At 34.3% G+C, this 19,448-nt stretch carries 17 protein-coding genes and 1 riboswitch; of the genes, 11 read left to right on the top strand and 6 right to left on the bottom strand.

The annotated features are described in order from the left end of the window. The 4 genes from J3U13_RS05490 to J3U13_RS05505 form a co-directional block, all read left to right on the top strand. Window positions 1–671, top strand: a 671-nt coding sequence (locus J3U13_RS05490) for a DUF2345 domain-containing protein (RefSeq protein ID WP_267340674.1), incomplete at its 5' end; no start/stop codon positions are given. 7 nt (window positions 672–678) lie between these two features. Beyond that, on the top strand, window positions 679–1,662 hold the full coding sequence (locus J3U13_RS05495; RefSeq protein ID WP_267340675.1) for a hypothetical protein: 984 nt from the start codon (window positions 679–681) through the stop codon (window positions 1,660–1,662). Continuing rightward, window positions 1,662–2,819, top strand: coding sequence for a hypothetical protein (locus J3U13_RS05500; protein WP_267340676.1), 1,158 nt, complete (start codon window positions 1,662–1,664; stop codon window positions 2,817–2,819). Before J3U13_RS05495 ends, J3U13_RS05500 begins: the two co-directional genes overlap by 1 nt. Before the next feature lie 594 nt (window positions 2,820–3,413). Further along, the gene (locus J3U13_RS05505; protein ID WP_267340677.1) at window positions 3,414–3,620 is read left to right on the top strand and encodes a hypothetical protein; all 207 of its coding nucleotides are present in this window, start codon (window positions 3,414–3,416) and stop codon (window positions 3,618–3,620) included. Window positions 3,621–4,045: 425 nt separating this feature from the next. Here the strand turns inward: J3U13_RS05505 and J3U13_RS05510 are convergent, their stop codons facing one another. Continuing rightward, window positions 4,046–4,174 carry a hypothetical protein gene (locus tag J3U13_RS05510; RefSeq protein WP_267340678.1) on the bottom strand — a complete coding sequence of 43 codons (129 nt, stop codon included), beginning with the start codon at window positions 4,172–4,174 and terminating at the stop codon, window positions 4,046–4,048. 294 nt (window positions 4,175–4,468) lie between these two features. Beyond that, a riboswitch (TPP riboswitch) is annotated at window positions 4,469–4,574 on the top strand. 40 nt (window positions 4,575–4,614) lie between these two features. On the opposite strand from J3U13_RS05510, the gene thiB reads away from it, so the two are divergent. The 5 genes from thiB (at window position 4,615) to dinB (ending at window position 10,909) form a co-directional block, all read left to right on the top strand. Then, window positions 4,615–5,622, top strand: a complete 1,008-nt coding sequence (thiB, locus tag J3U13_RS05515; protein WP_267340679.1) for a thiamine ABC transporter substrate binding subunit — start codon at window positions 4,615–4,617, stop codon at window positions 5,620–5,622. Next, window positions 5,622–7,226 (top strand): thiamine/thiamine pyrophosphate ABC transporter permease, encoded by a 1,605-nt coding sequence (thiP, locus tag J3U13_RS05520; RefSeq protein WP_267340680.1) that lies wholly within the window; start codon window positions 5,622–5,624, stop codon window positions 7,224–7,226. The genes thiB and thiP overlap by 1 nt, the downstream gene beginning before the upstream one ends. Beyond that, window positions 7,213–7,923, top strand: coding sequence for a thiamine ABC transporter ATP-binding protein ThiQ (gene thiQ / locus J3U13_RS05525; protein WP_267340682.1), 711 nt, complete (start codon window positions 7,213–7,215; stop codon window positions 7,921–7,923). The genes thiP and thiQ overlap by 14 nt, the downstream gene beginning before the upstream one ends. A gap of 132 nt (window positions 7,924–8,055) precedes the next feature. Then, on the top strand, window positions 8,056–9,768 hold the full coding sequence (cptA, locus tag J3U13_RS05530; protein ID WP_416380581.1) for a phosphoethanolamine transferase CptA: 1,713 nt from the start codon (window positions 8,056–8,058) through the stop codon (window positions 9,766–9,768). A gap of 85 nt (window positions 9,769–9,853) precedes the next feature. Continuing rightward, window positions 9,854–10,909 carry a DNA polymerase IV gene (gene dinB, locus J3U13_RS05535; protein ID WP_267340684.1) on the top strand — a complete coding sequence of 352 codons (1,056 nt, stop codon included), beginning with the start codon at window positions 9,854–9,856 and terminating at the stop codon, window positions 10,907–10,909. Between the two features lie 75 nt (window positions 10,910–10,984). Here the strand turns inward: dinB and J3U13_RS05540 are convergent, their stop codons facing one another. Beyond that, window positions 10,985–12,421 carry a 6-phospho-beta-glucosidase gene (locus J3U13_RS05540; protein ID WP_267340685.1) on the bottom strand — a complete coding sequence of 479 codons (1,437 nt, stop codon included), beginning with the start codon at window positions 12,419–12,421 and terminating at the stop codon, window positions 10,985–10,987. Window positions 12,422–12,435: 14 nt separating this feature from the next. After that, window positions 12,436–14,328: a glucose PTS transporter subunit IIA gene (locus J3U13_RS05545; protein WP_267340686.1), complete on the bottom strand. Its 1,893-nt coding sequence runs from the start codon at window positions 14,326–14,328 to the stop codon at window positions 12,436–12,438. Between the two features lie 175 nt (window positions 14,329–14,503). Here J3U13_RS05545 and J3U13_RS05550 point away from each other — a divergent pair, with 175 nt between their 5' ends. Next, window positions 14,504–15,208, top strand: coding sequence for a GntR family transcriptional regulator (locus J3U13_RS05550; protein WP_267340687.1), 705 nt, complete (start codon window positions 14,504–14,506; stop codon window positions 15,206–15,208). Between the two features lie 175 nt (window positions 15,209–15,383). Here J3U13_RS05550 and J3U13_RS05555 read toward each other — a convergent pair whose 3' ends face one another. The 3 genes from J3U13_RS05555 to rph all read right to left on the bottom strand — a co-directional run bounded on the left by J3U13_RS05555 (window position 15,384) and on the right by rph (window position 18,027). Continuing rightward, window positions 15,384–16,496 (bottom strand): SIMPL domain-containing protein, encoded by a 1,113-nt coding sequence (locus tag J3U13_RS05555; protein ID WP_267340688.1) that lies wholly within the window; start codon window positions 16,494–16,496, stop codon window positions 15,384–15,386. A 156-nt stretch (window positions 16,497–16,652) separates the two neighbouring features. Beyond that, the gene (pyrE, locus tag J3U13_RS05560; protein ID WP_267340690.1) at window positions 16,653–17,297 is read right to left on the bottom strand and encodes an orotate phosphoribosyltransferase; all 645 of its coding nucleotides are present in this window, start codon (window positions 17,295–17,297) and stop codon (window positions 16,653–16,655) included. 13 nt (window positions 17,298–17,310) lie between these two features. Beyond that, entirely contained in the window at window positions 17,311–18,027 is a 717-nt protein-coding gene (rph, locus tag J3U13_RS05565) for a ribonuclease PH (protein ID WP_267340691.1), read from the bottom strand. A gap of 156 nt (window positions 18,028–18,183) precedes the next feature. Here rph and J3U13_RS05570 point away from each other — a divergent pair, with 156 nt between their 5' ends. Next, window positions 18,184–19,050 carry a YicC/YloC family endoribonuclease gene (locus J3U13_RS05570; RefSeq protein ID WP_267340692.1) on the top strand — a complete coding sequence of 289 codons (867 nt, stop codon included), beginning with the start codon at window positions 18,184–18,186 and terminating at the stop codon, window positions 19,048–19,050. The last annotated feature ends 398 nt before the right edge of the window (window positions 19,051–19,448 follow it).

The raw sequence follows: 19,448 nt of genomic DNA on the forward strand, positions 1-19,448 counted from the left end.
AAGCAGCGTTAACGACGCTCACTGAAAGTGGCATCTTAGCTTATGCACAGGCAGGCATTGCGTTAACCAGTCCGGAAAATATCCAACTGTCCTCGAGTAACAGTATTTCCTTAACCAGTGAACACCAAACCGACATCCATGCCCTGAAAAACATCACAGTCACATCCGGTGAAGCCATAGGCTTATTTGCCCACAAATCGGGGATGAAGGTCTTTGCCAACCAAGGGGATATTGACATACAAGCCCAAAATGCCAACTTGAATATGGCGGCTCAACAAGATATCAAAATCGACAGTGTGGACGGTGAACTCACCCTCACAGCAAGCGAAGAGCTGACGTTAATGTGTGGTGGCTCTTTTATCAAAATCAGCCGTGAGGGCATTGAGCTGGGCACAGCGGATAATGTGTATATAAAAAGCAATGCTCTGCAAAAAATGGGACCGGCAACGATAAATAGTGACTCGTTAACGTTGCCTGATATGATAGGTGATTATGCGGTGAAATTTATTTGCAATGATGAAACCGGAAAAATCTATGCCAACGAGCCTTATATTGCCACACTACCTGATGGAAAAAAAGTGCAGGGTAAAACGGATGAAAATGGACATACAAAAGCCTTTCATACTGTCAATGAAAACGAAACAATAACCATAGAAATGATAAGCAGGTAAGTTAATTATGCCCAATAACAATGGAAATCAAAAAAATCGCCCTGTATTTACGGCCCAAACAAAAAAAATTGAACGTGGAAACATAGTCTTTCATAACATCAAACTAAAAAATGTGCAAATTCCTTTATTTGTGTTATTTGCTTATGGTGGTACGGGAGCATCAGACTTTAAAAGAGCAGCAGAACATAAACGATCGAGAATATTGAAAAAATATCCAAATGCAGAAGTAAGAATTATTAAAGGTTTTGAACATCCACCACAATTTAAAGCAGAATGGACAAAGTTGTATAATGAACTTACCAACGCTAAAACGGCAGCAAAATACGCATTGTGGCAAGTTCATTATTTCGGTCATGGTAGCCATGAATCTTTAATTTTTAGAAATAATAAAAAAATTTGTTTTGACAAAGAAGATAACATAAAGCGTTTACCTTGGCACCCAAATGAGGGCATTTTTGTTTTACACTCTTGTCGGGGTAGTGCGTATGAAGATACGCTAGATATAACAAAAATAAAGAATCAAATTTGTTTAGCGAAAACCATATCAGAATTACAAGAAACTCGTTGTTTAGGACAAGTGACTTATGCAAATTTTGCGGGCAATGTTGACGAGTTTAGTAATCTTGCAGTTAGTATCATGGGTTATGGACAGATTACAGCATCCAATTCCACATTAGATAATGCTTCTTATAAATATCGACCAAAAAGAGAGATCAATAAAATGATCATGCCATTTACTTCTTGTGCCCTATGGGGATATGCTTTATCCACTGGAGAAACATACAAAAAAACATTGATAAATATGAATGTTTATAAGGAAGAAATGATTAAAAGAGGTGTACTAAATCCCATTTATCCCATATATGAAGAAATAAAAAAACTTGCACCCAAAAATCAAATTTTACCTTGCCGGGTTTTTAACAAAGGCAAATTAGAAGGTCGCATTGTCAAAGTGGATGTCTTTAATCAGAATGATTTGGAATATCTTTAATGAATTATCCTACAAGAACAATTCAATCTTTACTAAAAAAGTTAATCATATGTGTAATTGGTTTTTGTGTTGTGATTAGTCTGATTTATTTAAATACTGATCATTCAAAAAAACGAAACCACAAGCTTAATCAACTGGAAAATCTACCTATGGACTTTACCATTTACCCTTCAACCATTCCTGAAAATCATTTATTACGTATTGACGAAGCTAAAAAGCTGTATGAATCAGCCTTTGACGATCAAGTATTTCATGCGGTAGTTAGTCCGGACAACTTAGTCAAATTTTTAAAACATGCCTGGCAATGGGATAAAAATGCCATGCCGTATTATTATTCTCTCCTTACTTGGCAGAAACATTTTAATGAAGATTACAAAGAAGAAGGGATGATCTCATTTACAGAATTTATGGATAAGTATCGGGATCAGTTAGTGGATAGTGCAGGTAAACCGTTAGTAGAACCAGAGGTGTTTAAAAGTACTAAAATGAGAAGTTATTTGTGGGATAAGTTTGCCGATTTAAAATATCCCTATTTTGCGTATGAAAAGGGCTTGGGAATGGGTTTTTGTTGGTATGATGAACAAGGAATGGCGCGCTCTTGTCCAGATGAGCAATTAGAAAAAAGTATTGAGTATTTAAATTTTGCAATTGAAGGTGGCTATCACTGTTACGAAGATTTAACAGCCCGAATATTATTTCAACAAGGAGACCATTACAAGGATAAAGAATACGAGAAACTGAATAAATTAATCGAATACCGAAAAATATTAAAATTAGACGATTTAAAACAGGCCATAGATTATGCGCAGCTAATGGCGGAACATAGCTCAATTATAGGAATATTACGCGTGACTGAAGCGTATTTATATGGTTTAGGACGGGATCAAGATCCGATGAAAGCCTATGCCTGGTCGCTGTTAAGTGATTATGCAAAACAAAAAATCATCAAGATAGGCAATAATTTAGCATGGTATGCTTATCAACTACCGCCTGTTTGGGAATATAATAAGCAAATTCAACATCGATTAGAACAGCAACTTAGCCCAACCGAAAAACAAGCGGCACTAGACTACTTGGAAGAGCTGAAAACCAAAATAGTAACTTGGGATTATAATGAATGGAGAGATGAAATAGATGATTTTCATCCTCAACCTTAGACGAAATCCTGTATTAATTGCAAATAGGGTTTGCTTATGTGATATAAATGGATCATCAAAAGTCATAGAAGTGTTAGACGAATGGTGGATTGAACCGCAAATGATCCAAACCAATTTATGTATGCGAACCTCTCTATTTAGCAACAATGCATTCATTGCCGATAAAAAAATTTTTTAAGAGTCACGGATCAAAAAAAAATCAATGGTTAATCGATATATGAGTCTTTAGTCCTAGAAAATTAATCTTGGATAAGTAGGAAAATATGTGGAATAGAAAACAACAGCAGTCGTTCTAATATAATACTGTTCCAACCACAGACAATAAGCTACATACTATGTTAAATAAAAAAGAAAGAATTATTGTGCCAAATATTTTATTCCGGGAATGATGGGCAGTAATTTAAAAGTTAAACATAAAGATAGCAGAGATATAAATTCAGAAAAAGTTTGGCGTTTAGAAAATAGCATGTCAGCTGTTGGGTTGTTGAAGGTTAACAACATCAATGAAAAAAACTGCAACAGATCATATTGGTGCTAAAAATCGTCTTGATCTTTCTGAGTTAAAGGAGATACGAACTCTTATCTCGAGTGCGTATGGCTGATTTATCAAAAAAACAACAAGTGACGCAAAGCTTAGAAAATTCCTCAATCCGTTGCTTAGGCACTTATCTAATTAATTTACCAGTTCAATTTGAAGCAAGTCACGGAGGATGTTGTTATTATCAGAGTGATAATAACAACATTGCTACTCAACGACAATATTTGCTCTCTTTTAAACAAATGATAACCCTGCGTGAGTAAGAGTTGAGAGAAACTAAGCCTGATCATTTGATTGATGGAAGTTATTTGAAAGCAATTATATCCTTTATCCCTTAAAAGATCCTGATAGAGCACCAAGGTGTCATTTTTGAACGTATGGAGGATACGAGTACATCCGATATTTCAATCTTTTAGAAGGGTACCGATGGCAGAGGGTATGTATTTATGTTAGGAATTCATATGACAGATCCAACTTTTAAATCCCCCCTATAGGGTATCAGAATGTATTACAAAATTCCTTTTAATGAAACACAGGCACATACTGAAGAGCAATTGATGTTCATTTGGCGTCAAATCAACAGCTGTATTCGAAAGCGCGATAGCACTTTTGAATCTGATTAGGTGTGTTTTTTGAAGAGAGCTCCATAATTTATTGAAAGATATCGGATAAAACGATATTGTTTGGTTTAATAATGATATGCAATCTGATTGCCCATTTCAAATGGTAAGGCTTTCAAAAATGGATCTTTTGCATCTAATACCAAAAAGTTACTTCTGGTAATTAATGAATGCAAGGCATATTCATCAATTACCATAGGATCCTTTCCAGAAAAAATTTTCAAATGAATAGAAGAATAAATGATAAATATACAATAATAATATAAAAACAGAAAAACGAGACGGTATAGACTCCTAAATATTTTTTATAAATATCGCTATTTTTCATTTAGCATATCCATTTTTTATACTTAGATGAGGATCTTAGGTTGATAATTATTGATATAATTTAAATTTATTCGAAATCAATGGATTTTCTTACTTAAAAATGATTACAAAAAAACAAACGACTTTCTTTATTTACAATCATTCAACTAACTACTAAACTAACATCGTTCTCAACGGGGTGTCCTAAGGACTGAGAGTATTATTTGCTAATGCAACTCGTCGAACCTGAACTGGGTCATGCCAGCGGAGGGATTTGAGTTATTGTTTCTGCTCAAACCTTTTGTCTTTTATTCGCTTTTTTGGAGGCAAAATGTTTTGTAATAAATTTTTACAGTCATTTTTATTTTCTGTGTTTTTCGTGGCAACTTCAGCCAATGCTAATCTTTATGATAAACCTACTTTGACCATTTATAGTTACAACTCTTTCATTTCTAAGTGGGGACCTGGCGAAGTTATTAAACAGGGTTTTGAAGCTCAATGTGATTGCCAACTTAATATTGTTACACTGGGGGATGGTGTGTCAATTTTAAATCGCCTTCGCCTAGAGGGTAATAAAACGAGCGCCGATGTTATTTTAGGGTTAGACAACAATCTTTTAGGGCAAGCCAAACAGGCTGATATAGTTACTCCCCACCAAATAACTAAACCTAATAATCTTAATACTGATTGGTGGGATGAGGATTTTATTCCGTATGATTTCGGTTATTTTGCTTTTATTTATAATAAAGAAAAAATAAAAAGTCCTCCTCACTCATTGCATGAATTAGTTGAAAATAAAGCGAATTGGAAGATTATTTATCAAGATCCAAGAACCAGTACGCCTGGATTAGGTTTACTTTTTTGGGTGAAAAGCATTTACGGTAATGATGCGGTATTTGCCTGGCAAAAGATTGCTAAAAATACCGTAACGGTTACCAAAGGTTGGAGTGAGGCATACGGTATGTTTTTAAAAGGTGAAGCTGATTTTGTGCTTAGTTACAGTACTTCTCCTGTTGCACATATCATTAACGATCAAGATTTTCGTTATAATTCTGCTGTTTTTGATGAGGGGCATTATCGTCAAGTTGAAATAGCGGGCATGACTAAATACAGTCAGCAACCGCAATTAGCACGTCGCTTTTTACAATATTTATTAACGCCTGAGGTGCAACAGCAATTTGCTGAAAAAAATGTTATGTATCCTATTATAAGCACTTCTTTACCACCTGCATTTGACCAGATTAATAAAATCAATAAAGCTCTTGAATTTGATGCACAGAAAGTGGCTGATAATCAAAAAGCTTGGGTACGTGAATGGCAATCAGCCATTAGTCAGTAATGAAAAGTAAACGATTAATCTGTTTATATAGTGCAATGTTGAATTTTAGAACGTTACTGCCAGGTATTAGCGCTGCCAGCTTAATAATATTGGTTTTAGGTACAGCTCTATTTGCACTTTGCTATACAGCTATGAAATACGATAATCTAACAGTCTATTTTGATAACTATTTGTTGCATATTATTTGGATTACTTTCATACAAGCTATATTATCGACATCATTGTCGATATTTGCGGCCGTTGTTATGGCTAAATCGTTAACAATGATTAATTTTTGGGGAAAAAGCTTTTTAATACGGATTATGCCCGTTGCCTTTATTCTACCAACATTAGTTGTAGTAACAGGTCTATTATCCGTTTATGGTCAACATGGTTTATTCGCTTCTTGCTTTGCTTATTTAGGATTATCTTTTTCAACTTCAATTTATGGATTATCGGGCATTTTATTAGCACATGTTTTTTTGAATTTTCCTTATGCAAGTGGTCTATTTTATCAAACATTAAGTAGTGTTCCTGTTGAGCAAAAGCAACTGGCTGCACAGCTGAATTTTTCTCATTTTACTTATTTTAAATTAGTCGAATGGCCATTATTGCGCCGGCAGCTTTTACCTATGTCCGGACTGGTTTTTTTGCTTTGTTTTACCAGTTTTGCCATTGTATTGGCATTAGGAGGAGGACCTAAATATACTACGATTGAAGTGGCGATCTATCAATCGATTCGGGACTTTGATTTGATACAAGCCATCATATTGGCGTTGATTCAACTTATTTGCTGTATTAGTTTTGTTTGGCTTATGAGAAAAATAAATCATTATCGCGATTTGAGTGTGCAGTATATCCGTCCTCATTATTGTTTGCCAATTACTGTGACGATGGGCATCGTTAGTGCTGTTATTGTTGTTTTTGGCGGAATGTATATTTTGTTGCCAATGATTATGTTATTAATTGAAGGTATAAGTTATTTCCAATGGTCGCTGTTAAGTTCAGATTTTCAACAATCGGTTATGTATTCGTTAATAATTGCCTTTGGTTCAGCCATGATTGCTGTATTACTTGCCTTATTATTGCTTTGGACCAATAGCCGCCTACTGATTAATAAACAGCAACAATGGAGCAATCGTTTAATGTTAGTTGGGTCATTAATTTTAGCCATTCCAAGCATGGTGCTTGCATCTGGATTGTTTATTGTGTCATTTCAATGGGCAGATAATGCAGTGTTCGTTTGTGGATTAATGATGCTTTGTAATGGTTTAATGGCATTACCCTTTGTCTTAAAAAATCTTGAGACACCCATGTATGATGTCACATCACGTTATTGGCAATTAAGTCAGACATTAAACATTGTAGGCATTAATCATTTTTATTTAATCGAATATAAATCATTAAAAAAACTCATTACTTTGACTGTGGCTTTTTCGGCATTATTGTCGATGGGTGATTTTGGGATTATTGCATTATTTGGCGGACAGGCAGTCTCCACATTGCCTTTTTATTTATATCAACAAATAGCGCATTATCATTATCAAGAAAGCGCAGTGACGGCTGCATTTTTGTTAATCTTATCTTTTAGTTTATTATTTGTGATGGATTATGATCGAACTTAATCAAATTAATTATCAATATGATGATTTTAAGATGCATTTTAATGTGCAAATTGATGCCCAAGAAAAAGTGGTCATTGTTGGTCCCAGTGGTGCAGGTAAAAGTACCTTTTTAAGTTTGATTGCAGGATTTATTTTTCCAAGTTCAGGGAAAATCATCCTTAACCATCAAAACATGACTCATACTTTACCCGGTAAGCGCCCAGTTTCAATGATGTTTCAAAATAATAACTTATTTGATCATTTAACCGTCGAGCAAAATATTGCTTTAGGTATCAAACCGTCATTAAAGATAACAAATTTTGAGAAGCAAAATGTCGCTGATATGCTGGCTAAAGTTGGTTTAGCCGGTTTTAATGCGCGCTACCCCAATCAACTTTCAGGAGGACAGCGCCAACGGGTTGCTTTGGCACGCTGTTTAATTCAACATCGTCCTATTTTATTGTTGGATGAACCATTCTCGGCATTAGACCAAGCATTGCGGTTTGAAATGCTAGAGTTGGTTAATCATATTTGTGAAGAATTGGCATTAACGTTACTCATGGTATCCCATTATCTGGATGATTCTTTGAACAACTTTTCACGCTGTATAGTCGTTGATAGTGGGAAGATCATTTTTAATAATTCTCCTTGGCAACTTAACAAATTCGAAAATGCGGAAATTGCTAAATTATTAGGTTTGTCATTAAATAAAAAATAGACGGTTTTTTCAAAGATTTACTTAACGAGATGATCTATTAATTTTTTCTAAATATCAGCCTGGTATTACTTAAGGTTTTTTTAATCTAGTATGTGTATTTTATGCGCATCTATAACTATTGATGTCGAATAAATTTTCATGACAAATATACAAGAAAACCAAAAGTTTAATTGGTCAGCACTTATCGTTGTTGTTTTATTTTTTACCTATTTTTCCAGTAGTTTACAACTTTATATTTTTGCTTCTGGGCATGCTAATGTTATTGGCTTACGTGATTCAATCATCTATAGTTTAATTTGGTTGATTCCAGTATTACTATTTCCAAATCAGACTCGAAAAATTGCCACTGTCTATGGTTTGATTGTAGGATTTTTATCATTGATTTCAATAAGTTATTTTATAATTTATCGTCAGGAATTTTCTCAAAGTGTGTTTTTTGTCATGGCCGAATCAAATCTAACTGAGTCGAATGAATTTATTCAGCAGTATTTTAGTTTCAAACTTATCGCTATCGTGATTATATATTGTTTAATTGGAATCTATCTTTGGAGCATAGTAAGACCTGTTTATGTCAAAAATCCAACCAAATGGATTGTGTCATTATTAATTGTTATTTATGCCATTATGCCACTCGTTATTAGTGTCACAATAAAAAAAACATCTTTGCAAAAAGCGGCAACACATTTGTTAACTCGAATGGAAACCACTGTACCTTGGCAACTAATTAATAGTTATATTGCTTATCGATCTCAACTTTCGAATATGGAAGATATAATGCATCATTTGAGTACTTTACCTCCTGTTAAGGATTTACATGATGCTAATGGAAATACGCCAAGAACACTGGTTTTAGTCATCGGTGAATCAACCACACGCAATCGCATGAATATTTATGGATATCCCCGTAACACGACGCCACAAATTGAGCAATTTAAAAAAGATAATCCAGAATTTTTAGTGTTTAATGATGTTGTGTCTTCAAGGCCATATACCATAGAGGTTTTACAACAAGCCTTAACTTTTGCGGATGAACAACATCCTGACCTTTACCTAAGCCAACCCTCATTAATTGACTTAATGAAACAAGCAGGGTATAAAACCTATTGGATAACCAATCAACAAACTATCACTAAACGCAATACGATGTTGACGATGTTTTCTAAACAAACAGATGAACAGTTTTATATGAATAACGATCGAAATCAAAGTTCAAGACAATATGATGAGTCGGTCTTTGAACCATTTAAGAAAGTGCTTGCTGAACCTGAAGAAAAGAAATTTATTATTATTCATCTTCTTGGCACACATATGAAATATGAATTCCGCTATCCAAAAGATGGGGTATATGATCGATTTAAAGATAAAGCGAGTATTCCATTTAAGATTCATGATGAGAATGTGGATGTATACAATTCTTATGATAATGCTATAAGTTATAATGATTTTGTGACAACTACTTTATTTAATCTATTCAAAAATAGTCATGATAATGGCTTTATGTTGTATTTCTCTGATCATGGTGAAGATGTTTACCAAACTCCGCCACATGATATTTTAGGCCGTAACGAAAAGGCACCAACACGTACCATGTATACGATACCATTTATGTTATGGCAATCACCTAGTTGGATCGCTTCTCATCCTAACAACTATCATGCTTATGTGAATCGTAAATTTAGTACTCAGAATTTGATCCATACATGGTCTGATTTAGCTGGACTGAGCTATAATTTATATCTACCAGAAAAAAGTTTAGTAAATCCTAATTATTATGAGGGAAAACGCTGGATTGGTGATCCTTATGATAAAAATGGATTAATTGATTTTGATAAATTGACAAAGTAAGTCTATAGAGTGTTTACACCAGCATTTAAGGTATGCTATTGTATATTTATACAGTTATATTTTAAATGCAGTGAAACAGTAATCTATGCGAAAAATTATTCATGTTGATATGGATTGTTTTTATGCCGCAGTTGAAATGAGAGATAATCCCCGTTATCGTAATTTGCCGATAGCTGTAGGGGGGGATCCACGTAAACGCGGCGTTGTTGCTACTGCAAATTATTTAGCTCGTCAATATGGGATACATAGTGCAATGTCTATGTCACAAGCACTGAAATTATGTCCTAATCTTAAAGTTATCCCAAGTCGACATGCTGTTTATAAAGAAATCTCCAAGCAAATCCATCAAATATTTCAACGTTATACTAAATCGATTGAAACTTTGTCATTAGATGAAGCGTATTTAGATGTGACCGATTGTAAACTTTGTCATGGCTCAGCTACTTTAATTGCTCAAGATATCCGCCAGACGATATACAAAGAGCTAGAATTGACTGCTTCGGCTGGTGTTGCCCCACTAAAATTTTTAGCTAAAATCGCTTCAGATATGAACAAACCTAATGGACAATATGTAATTACGCCAGATAATGTTGCTAACTTTATTGCTCAATTACCCCTTAAAAAAATTCCTGGCGTGGGTAAAGTGACTGAAAAAAAATTAACGGAATTAGGGTTAGTCACCTGTAATGATGTGATTAATTATGATGTGAGTAAATTGCTTAATCAATTTGGTAAATTTGGGCGAGTGTTATATGAAAGATGTCAAGGTATCGATGAGCGGGAGGTCTGTAATGATAGGCAACGTAAATCCGTTGGGGTTGAGCGTACGTTAGTTAACGACATTCATACTTGGGATGAATGTTTATTACTGTTTGAACCGTTATTTGAAGAAATCAAAAATCGGCTAAGTAAAGTTCGTTCTGATTTGTCGATAGCTCGCCAAGGTGTCAAGTTTAAATTTGATGATTTTCAACTTACTACGCAAGAACATGTTTGGTCTAAACTTGATAAACAAGATTTAATCGAACAAGCCTATAAAGTTTGGCATGAACGTCGAAATGATCGTGGAGTACGTTTAATTGGTTTCCATGTTACTTTAATTGATCCGCAGCTTGATAAGCAATTGCTCTTTAATTTTTAATGATTTTGACAGATAAAAAAAGAGGATGTATGTAAGAACACAACATCCCCAAAAATTACAACTTGCTTATTAGTATTATTTTAAATTAGCGCCATTACTGCTAATGACTTGTTTATACCAATCAAATGAATCTTTTTTATAGCGTTTCATAGTACCGTTTCCTTCATTATCACGGTCTACATAAATCACACCATAACGTTTTTTCATTTCGCCAGTTGTAAATGATACGACATCAATAATACCCCATGCGGTATAACCCATGACATCAACTCCATCATAATCTATGGCTTTTAGCATTGCTTTAATGTGGGCGCCAAGATATTCGATGCGTGGTTTATCATGAATTTTATTGCTGTTTTCTAATTCGTCGATAGCACCAAAACCATTTTCAACAATAAATAGTGGTAATTGATAGCGATCGTATAAACGATTAAGAGTATAACGTAGACCTTCAGGATCAATTGGCCAACCCCAATCGCTGCTTTTAATGTAAGGATTTTCAACCGCGTTAGGTAAAGCGCCATTGACAATATTGTCACGATGATCATTTTTAGCATCAGCTTTAACCACAGTTGACATGTAATAACTAAAGCCGATGTAATCAACGGTACCTTGTTTTAAAATCGTTAAATCTTCATCGGTGATATCAAGTTTATAACCTTCTCGTTCAAACTCTTTTAAGGCATAAGATGGATAATAACCACGAACATGCACATCAGGGAAGAAGAAGCGTTGGTGCATCGCAATTTCAGATGCCATCATATCTTGTGGATTACAAGAATATGGATAAATTGGTACATGAGAAATCATACAGCCAATTTCAAAATTAGGATTAATTTTTTTACCGGCGATAACTGCTTTGGCGCTTGCTAACAATTCATAATGAGCAACTTGATAAAGTACTTCTTGCGGATTTTCATCGGGTTGAACCTTCACACCTGAATTAGTCCAGAAAAATATCGGATTACTGGTATCCATTTGGTTGTTAATTTCGTTAAACGTCATCCAATATTTCACTTTGTTTTTATAACGTTCAAAACAAGCTGTTGCAAAACGTTCAAAAAATTCAACTGTTTTACGATTTCTAAAGCCACCGTATTGACGAGCAATATGTAAAGGCATTTCAAAATGAGATAAAGTTATAACAGGTTCAATACCATTAGCAATTAACTCATCAAATACATTATCATAAAAACGTAAACCTTCTTCGTTTGGCTCTAATTCATCACCCTTTGGAAAGATACGAGTCCAAGCAATAGAAGTACGCAAGCATTTCAAACCTAATTCAGAAAACAGTTTAATATCTTCTTTATAATGATGATAAAAATCGATGGCAGTATGATTTGGATAAAATTTATCTGCTTCAATTTCTTGTGTGATTTGTCTTGGAACGTTATGTGCTCCCGCAGTCATGACATCAACCACGCTTGGTCCTTTGCCACCTTCATTCCAACCACCTTCGAATTGATGAGCGGCTAATGCTCCGCCCCATAAAAATGGATTTTTAGTCATTTTTTGGTTCCTTATTATTGCTTTATTTCAAAAAGGTTATCATCTAGATTTACTTCCGCTTTTTCAGTTAATGTGATTACTTGGTATTGATCAGTATTAACAATAATAATTGGAGTAATTAATGGGTAACCGGCTTGTTTAATTGCTTGAGGATCAAAGCTGATCAATCGATCACCTTTTTTCACTTTTTGATTCAATTTCACATGGTATTCAAACTCATTATTGGTTAAATTGACCGTGTCAATACCTACGTGAATTAATAATTCAACACCATTATCTAAAACCAAACCAATAGCATGTTTTGATGCTTCAAACACAGCCGTTACTTCACCATCATAAGGTGCATAAACATGATTATCGGTTGGTTCAATAGCAATACCTTCGCCCATAAGTTTTTGCGAAAAAACAGGGTCAGGTACTTCACTGAGTGGTAATGCTTTACCAATCATAGGGCTGCTCACATTTATTTCACCAATTATAATTTTAGGTGTTTCGTTCTCAATTTTGGATGTTTTATTTTCTCTTGTTGCATTACCTAGTTGAGTTTCATTTGTGCCAAAAATTTGAATAAGAATAACTGGTCCAAATAATGCGATTACCGAACCAATTAAAACACCAATGAAAGAACCTGAATGGTCTGAATTAATGGCATTGACAATAGTCAAAGGCCCTGGCAAGGCAGCATACGTATAGTAATAAGGTGTAAATAATCCTGCCGCAATGCCTCCAAGTGCACCACAAATACAGCCATAAACAAATGGTCTTTTAAAACGTAAGTTCACGCCATAGATAGCGGGTTCAGTAATACCAAATATCCCTGTCACAAAAGCTGATAATGATACGCCTTTCATTTCTTTGCTTCGAGTTTTTATATAGAAACCTAACGCAGCGCCAACTTGACCAATAACCGCGATGGTTTGATAAGCTTGGAAAGAATCTTGCCCATATTGATTGATATTCTCAATAATAACTGGTGTAATACCCCAATGTACGCCAAATATAACAAATACCTGCCAAACAGCACCAATCAAACCACCTGCTACTGATGGTGCAAGGTCAACAATCCAATTATATCCATTAGCAATGTAATGTGCAGCACCAGCAGTAATTGGTCCAATAGCAACTAAAGTAAGTGGTACCATAATTACTAAGCAGATCAATGGCATTAATAATGGTTTTATGATGCTATGTAAACGAGGCTCTAAAAAATGCTCCAAATATGATAGCAACCAAACTAGAAAAAGAGGTGGTAATACTGTTGATGCATAGGTAGTTTCAGATAATGCTAATCCAAATAGATTAATTTCTTGTCCTGTTTTTATCATCGCAGCAAGTTCTGCCCACGTTGGTGAAAGTAATGCTGCACAACAAGCCACTGCAATATAAATGTTGCATCGAAAATGTTGTGAGGCAGTAATAGCAATAAAAATAGGTAAAAAAGCAAACGGTGCCCAAGAAATAAAGTTAAAAACTTGGTAAGTACCTGTAGCTCCAAATTCAGGATAGGCTAACTTAATTAAAATCAAGATCCCTTGTAAAATCCCCGATGCTGCTAATACATAAACAAATGGCGCAAAAACGGCTGACATAGTTGCAATGACTCGATTTAGAATGCCACTTTGTGAATTTTTGGCAATTTTATTATCGGTATTAATAAGTTGTATAAAAGCATTATAAACTTTTTCAACATTCGTACCGATAACAATCTGTATTTGACCGCCTTTTTCAACGACAGTAATTACTCCTGGTAATTTTGCAATGGCTTGCTTGGCATGGTCGGGTGTTTTTTGCGTAACAATACGCAAACGGGTAGTACAACGAGCAACAGAGACGATATTATCTTCCCCGCCTAGCTCATTTAAAATATCAACTGCCAATTTATTATAATCTCTAATTTTAGATGACATTCATAAAACTCCTTTCATCAAGTAGGAGAAACTATCTTATCCCTAAATAAAAAATTGTTAATGACCAATTTTATTGTTTGTGATCTAGATCGCGTTTTAAAACGATTTTCATTTATTAACTTATTTGAAGGTATACAATAAGATGCATATATTACAATAACAATAAAGAACACGAATGCTAAAATACCGAGATGTGGCGAAGAAAATTCAGCAAGCAATTTATCAACAAAATTTGCCTAAAGATACCCAACTGCCTAATATCGAAGGTTTAATTAATCAATATCAAGTTAGTCGTACGACCATTATCAAAGCACTAAACTGCTTAGAAAGGCATGGCGTTATATATCAAATTCAAGGCAGCGGTATTTTTGTTAGGCAACCGCAGAAACGTGGTTATCTTAATTTTTTGGAAAGTCATGGTTTTAGTGTTGATTTAAATGATTCACCGAATTCCTCGCAAGTATTTAATGTAGATATTGTTCAACCAAGTTCTAAAGTGAAACAAAACCTCCAATGTGATGATGGTGAAGAAGTTTATTTTATAAAACGTTTACGTAAGTTTGATGACAAAGTTTATGCGCTTGAACAATCATACTATCGAAAAAAAATGATTGGTTATTTAAATAAAGAGATTGCCGAACACTCCATATTCAGTTACATAAAAGATATCTTCAAAATCAATATCGGTTTTTCTGACAAATATTTCAAAGCGATTAAATTAGACAAGCAGACCGCAGTTTATTTAGGATTAAACGCAGGGGATCCCGCCCTATGTGTTGAAGAAATTTTTTATACCAGTGCTGGTGAACCATTTGACTTTTCAACCATCATATATCATTACGACAATGCTAAGTTTTACGTACAAAGTAACTCTAAATGATACCTTGTTAAATTACAAAGTCGAATTGGGGGAGCAAATTAGTCATTAGGTAACTTTTAAAACTTGATGATTAATAAATTTGCTGATCTGAGTTCTCCTTAATTAATCATATGGTTAAGTATATTTGTTAACTAAGGAGGGACGTTCTCTATTACCAAATCATTTTTTTAATGAGTTATTGTTCAATCTTTTTTAGTATTTCAAATTTGCCAGTTAAAGTGAGTTGTATTTCAAAATCGGAGGGGGCGTAGATATTTATTTTATTGGCTGCGTCCTCATCAGGTACAGATGCCATGGCCATGCCCAATGTTCCATAAAGTCTTGCTTGTCTTTTTGGTGATTGCTGTTGGTAATCAGCTTTTTTCATTTCGAGATACTTTGGATCACCCACCAAATATTGTTTAGTGAGCAAGCGTTCAACTTTATTACTTAACTGATTTAATAACGTTTTTTCATGATCATTCATTGATTGCTCAATAAAATCAGGTGAAACACTATAAAAAATATCATCGTTAACTTTCATTTTTAGTTCTTGTACTTTAGCAATGATTTTATTAATGACATCAAGGTTGTTAATTTTGATTAATACTGTATTAGATACGTAATAATGCTTTTCATTTATTTTTTCAGGTGAAATTCGTTCTATGTCTGACGCAGTAATAGTGAAATTATCGAGTTGCCGTTTTTTTAATTCATTAGTTATGGTTGTATATTTCTGATATACCTTATTTTTTGCCATGCTTGCACTATTAGCAGATTCTAAAATAGTAAAAGTAAATTTTTTATCCATTTCGGAATCTTTAAATTTCCGAACGTCATTAATATTATATTTATCAAGTAATTTATTTAACTCTAAAAATTTCTCGTTATCTTCAATGTTTATAACAAGATTGAGTTTGGCACTATATTGTGCATTTTCCTCATTGACTTGTTTATAATCATTTTGTTCATAGTTTTTGTAATCAATGGTTTCTAAATTATTATCTTTGATATTAAGTGTAACTAAATATTCTTTTAGTTCTTTCATATATTTAGCATTGAGTTTTGATGCTTCGCTCGGCGTTGAGCCATTAGTATTTAAAGTCACCGAGAACTCAACAGTATTGGGTTTTAATTTTATTGATTCAGTGATGCTTGCTTCAATTTCTCCAACGGGAATTAAATTTTTACCATAGATCAATTGTTCAACTTGAGATTCATTATTATTGATATTCCTAAGATTTGCTGAATAGCAGTTAAAAGTTATACCAATATTGAGTAAGATAATAAGCATTAATGTTTTTTTCATTTTATATCCCATTATTTAATTAATTTCGAATTGGTGGTTTTAAGTGATTTAAGAAACTCGTTACGGGCGAAAAATTATAAATAGTTCAATTTAAGATAAGTAAGAAAAACACATCAAATTGTAAAATGATGTAAAAAAAGCGCCGTAAGACGCCTTTTATATTCCATAATGATTTCGATAGTCCTCAACCTGTTTAACTTGATTTTGACGTGAGGGATCTTGGTAAAGATAGTGAATCAAATCATCTAATGTGATGATTGAAATAACATCGCAATGATAAGTTTGCTTTATTTCTTGGATGGCAGATAACTCACCACGACCTTTTTCTTGACGGTCAAGGCAAATTAATACACCAGCAAGTTTAGATTGATTATCTTCTAAAATTCGCATTGATTCACGAATTGCAGTACCGGCAGTAATTACATCATCAACTAACATAACGCGTTGTTGATAAATAGTGCTACCAACCAGATTACCACCCTCACCGTGGTCTTTAGCTTCTTTGCGATTAAAACAATAAGGAACATCAACATTATGGTGTTCAGATAAGGCCACCACAGTTGATGAAACAATCGGAATCCCTTTATAGGCAGGACCGAAGATGACATCATAGTTTAAATTTGCATCCATCAACGCAGCAGCATAAAAGCGACCTAATAAAGCCAAATCTTTACCTGTATTAAATAATCCTGCGTTAAAAAAGTAAGGGCTTTTTCGTCCTGATTTTAAGGTGAATTCACCAAACTTTAGTGCTTGCCTATCTAAAGCAAATTCAATAAACTCACTTTTATATGATTTCATCGATCCTCTCCAATTAATCTTTTAAGGCTTGTCTTTGTGCATCAATAATTGTGGCAATGCCATTTTTTGCTAGTTCTAGCAATTCTAATAATTCATCATGACTAAATGGTTCACCTTCAGCAGTACCTTGTACTTCGATGATGCGTCCATCATCCGTCATAATGACATTCATATCTGTATCAGCATTAGAATCTTCAATGTATTCTAAATCACATACTGCTTGACCATCGACAATACCAACAGATACAGCTGCAACCAACGATTTAATAGGATTCTGTTTTAATTTACCCTCCGCAATCATTTTATTGATTGCATCGTTAAGGGCAACACATGCACCAGTAATTGATGCTGTTCGTGTTCCACCATCGGCTTGTATGACATCGCAGTCTAGGGTAATGGTGTATTCGCCAAGTAATTTAAGATCAATCATCGCTCTTAATGAACGAGCAATGAGTCGTTGAATTTCCATTGTACGACCTGTTTGTTTACCTTTTGCCGCTTCACGCTGAGTTCTTGAGTTGGTTGCCCGTGGCAACATACCATACTCTGCGGTAACCCAACCTTGATTTTGGCCTTTTAAAAAGCGTGGTACACTTTCCTCAACAGTTGCGTTACACAGTACTTTAGTTTCACCAAACTCAACTAATACAGAACCTTCTGCATGCTTAGTATAATGGCGGATTATTTTGATTGGGCGGACTTGTTCCGCAGCTCGACCAGACGGGCGCATGCAATTCTCCAGCTGTTATATTAAAAAAATTGTTTGAATTTATCATTTAGGAGGACATCAATTAGAAAGGATTGATGTTTAGCCTAAGCTAAGAGCGCATTATACAGAATTTATGATACAATGCCCAGCAAGTTTTTATAAATTTAGGAAGCAATTATGATTTCAAGTATGACCGCCTACGCCAGAAAAGAGATGAATCAATCATGGGGGACTGCCTCTTGGGAGTTGCGTTCGGTTAATCAACGCTACTTAGAAACCTATATTCGTATGCCTGAGCAGTTCCGATCACTTGAGCCAATTATTCGAGAACGACTTAGAAGTCGATTAACGCGTGGTAAAATAGAATGTAATTTACGTTTCGAACTTGATCCTGCTTCGCAACATCAAGAATTATCTTTAAATCAAGATTTAGCTAAACAGGTTCTCAATGCTGTTCATTGGATTCAAACTGAATATAAATCAGGTGATGTCAATCCTATTGATGTATTACGTTGGCCAGGAGTACTATCAGCTAAAGAACAAAATCTCGATACCATATCACAAGAAATTGTAGCATTATTGGATACAGCTATTGATGAATTAATTGCAGTACGTGAACGAGAAGGGGAAGTCTTACGCGATCTTATTATTCAACGTTTAGAAAGCATTACTGTAGAAGTTGAAAAAATTCGACAATGGATGCCCCAAATACTTGAATGGCAAAAAGAGCGCTTGCACAATAAATTGGCTGAAGCGAATCTTGAGCTCGATAAATCAAGATTAGAGCAAGAAATTGTATTGATGGCTCAACGTATTGACGTAGCTGAAGAACTTGACCGCCTAATGACACATGTTAAAGAAACATATGCTATCTTAAAGAAAAACGAAGCTATTGGGCGTCGACTTGATTTTATGATGCAAGAATTTAACCGCGAATCAAATACCATTGCATCAAAATCAATTAATGCTGATGTGACCGCTAGTGCTATTGAACTTAAAGTTTTAATTGAGCAAATTCGAGAACAAGTACAAAATATTGAATAAATCTTTAAGTATATTATCCGTTATTTTGGTGTCAATATTATGGGGCATCATAGGCACAGTAGCTGCTTTTGCCCCAGTTTTATTTCCTTTATTTATCAGCTATTTTCTATAGATATTGGTGTAAATCTGCTGTAAATCTTGATATTGCTTTCAAAAGCCACCGACTAAGGTCAGGCGTAAGTTGAGTTAAATTTCGATGCCTTATATGAAAATAGTCTTTTAAACTTAAAAAGGAATACATAAAAAATTTGATAAAAAAGATGTGAAGGTGGTCTAGAGCAGCAAATTTGTCTATTTGTTTATTATAGTTCTATTATTTGTGATCACTTAATTTAATAAAAATTAAGAAAACGGTTTTCAATTCAAAGGGGACGCTATCCCCTTTTTAAGATTAAAAC

This window comes from Gilliamella sp. B2887 (genome assembly GCF_026537015.1).
GTDB lineage: Bacteria > Pseudomonadota > Gammaproteobacteria > Enterobacterales > Orbaceae > Gilliamella.

Bases quoted from the DNA above. Each gene is read 5' to 3' on its own strand.
- dinB (WP_267340684.1), top strand. From the start codon at position 9,854: ATGCGAAAAATTATTCATGTTGATATGGATTGTTTTTATGCCGCAGTT.
- J3U13_RS05495 (WP_267340675.1), top strand. From the start codon at position 679: ATGCCCAATAACAATGGAAATCAAAAAAATCGCCCTGTATTTACGGCC.
- rph (WP_267340691.1), bottom strand. From the start codon at position 18,027: ATGCGCCCGTCTGGTCGAGCTGCGGAACAAGTCCGCCCAATCAAAATA.
- J3U13_RS05545 (WP_267340686.1), bottom strand. From the start codon at position 14,328: ATGTCATCTAAAATTAGAGATTATAATAAATTGGCAGTTGATATTTTA.
- J3U13_RS05510 (WP_267340678.1), bottom strand. From the start codon at position 4,174: ATGGTAATTGATGAATATGCCTTGCATTCATTAATTACCAGAAGTAAC.
- J3U13_RS05505 (WP_267340677.1), top strand. From the start codon at position 3,414: ATGGCTGATTTATCAAAAAAACAACAAGTGACGCAAAGCTTAGAAAAT.
- thiB (WP_267340679.1), top strand. From the start codon at position 4,615: ATGTTTTGTAATAAATTTTTACAGTCATTTTTATTTTCTGTGTTTTTC.
- J3U13_RS05570 (WP_267340692.1), top strand. From the start codon at position 18,184: ATGATTTCAAGTATGACCGCCTACGCCAGAAAAGAGATGAATCAATCA.
- J3U13_RS05555 (WP_267340688.1), bottom strand. From the start codon at position 16,496: ATGAAAAAAACATTAATGCTTATTATCTTACTCAATATTGGTATAACT.
- thiP (WP_267340680.1), top strand. From the start codon at position 5,622: ATGAAAAGTAAACGATTAATCTGTTTATATAGTGCAATGTTGAATTTT.
- thiQ (WP_267340682.1), top strand. From the start codon at position 7,213: ATGATCGAACTTAATCAAATTAATTATCAATATGATGATTTTAAGATG.
- J3U13_RS05550 (WP_267340687.1), top strand. From the start codon at position 14,504: ATGCTAAAATACCGAGATGTGGCGAAGAAAATTCAGCAAGCAATTTAT.
- pyrE (WP_267340690.1), bottom strand. From the start codon at position 17,297: ATGAAATCATATAAAAGTGAGTTTATTGAATTTGCTTTAGATAGGCAA.
- J3U13_RS05540 (WP_267340685.1), bottom strand. From the start codon at position 12,421: ATGACTAAAAATCCATTTTTATGGGGCGGAGCATTAGCCGCTCATCAA.
- J3U13_RS05500 (WP_267340676.1), top strand. From the start codon at position 1,662: ATGAATTATCCTACAAGAACAATTCAATCTTTACTAAAAAAGTTAATC.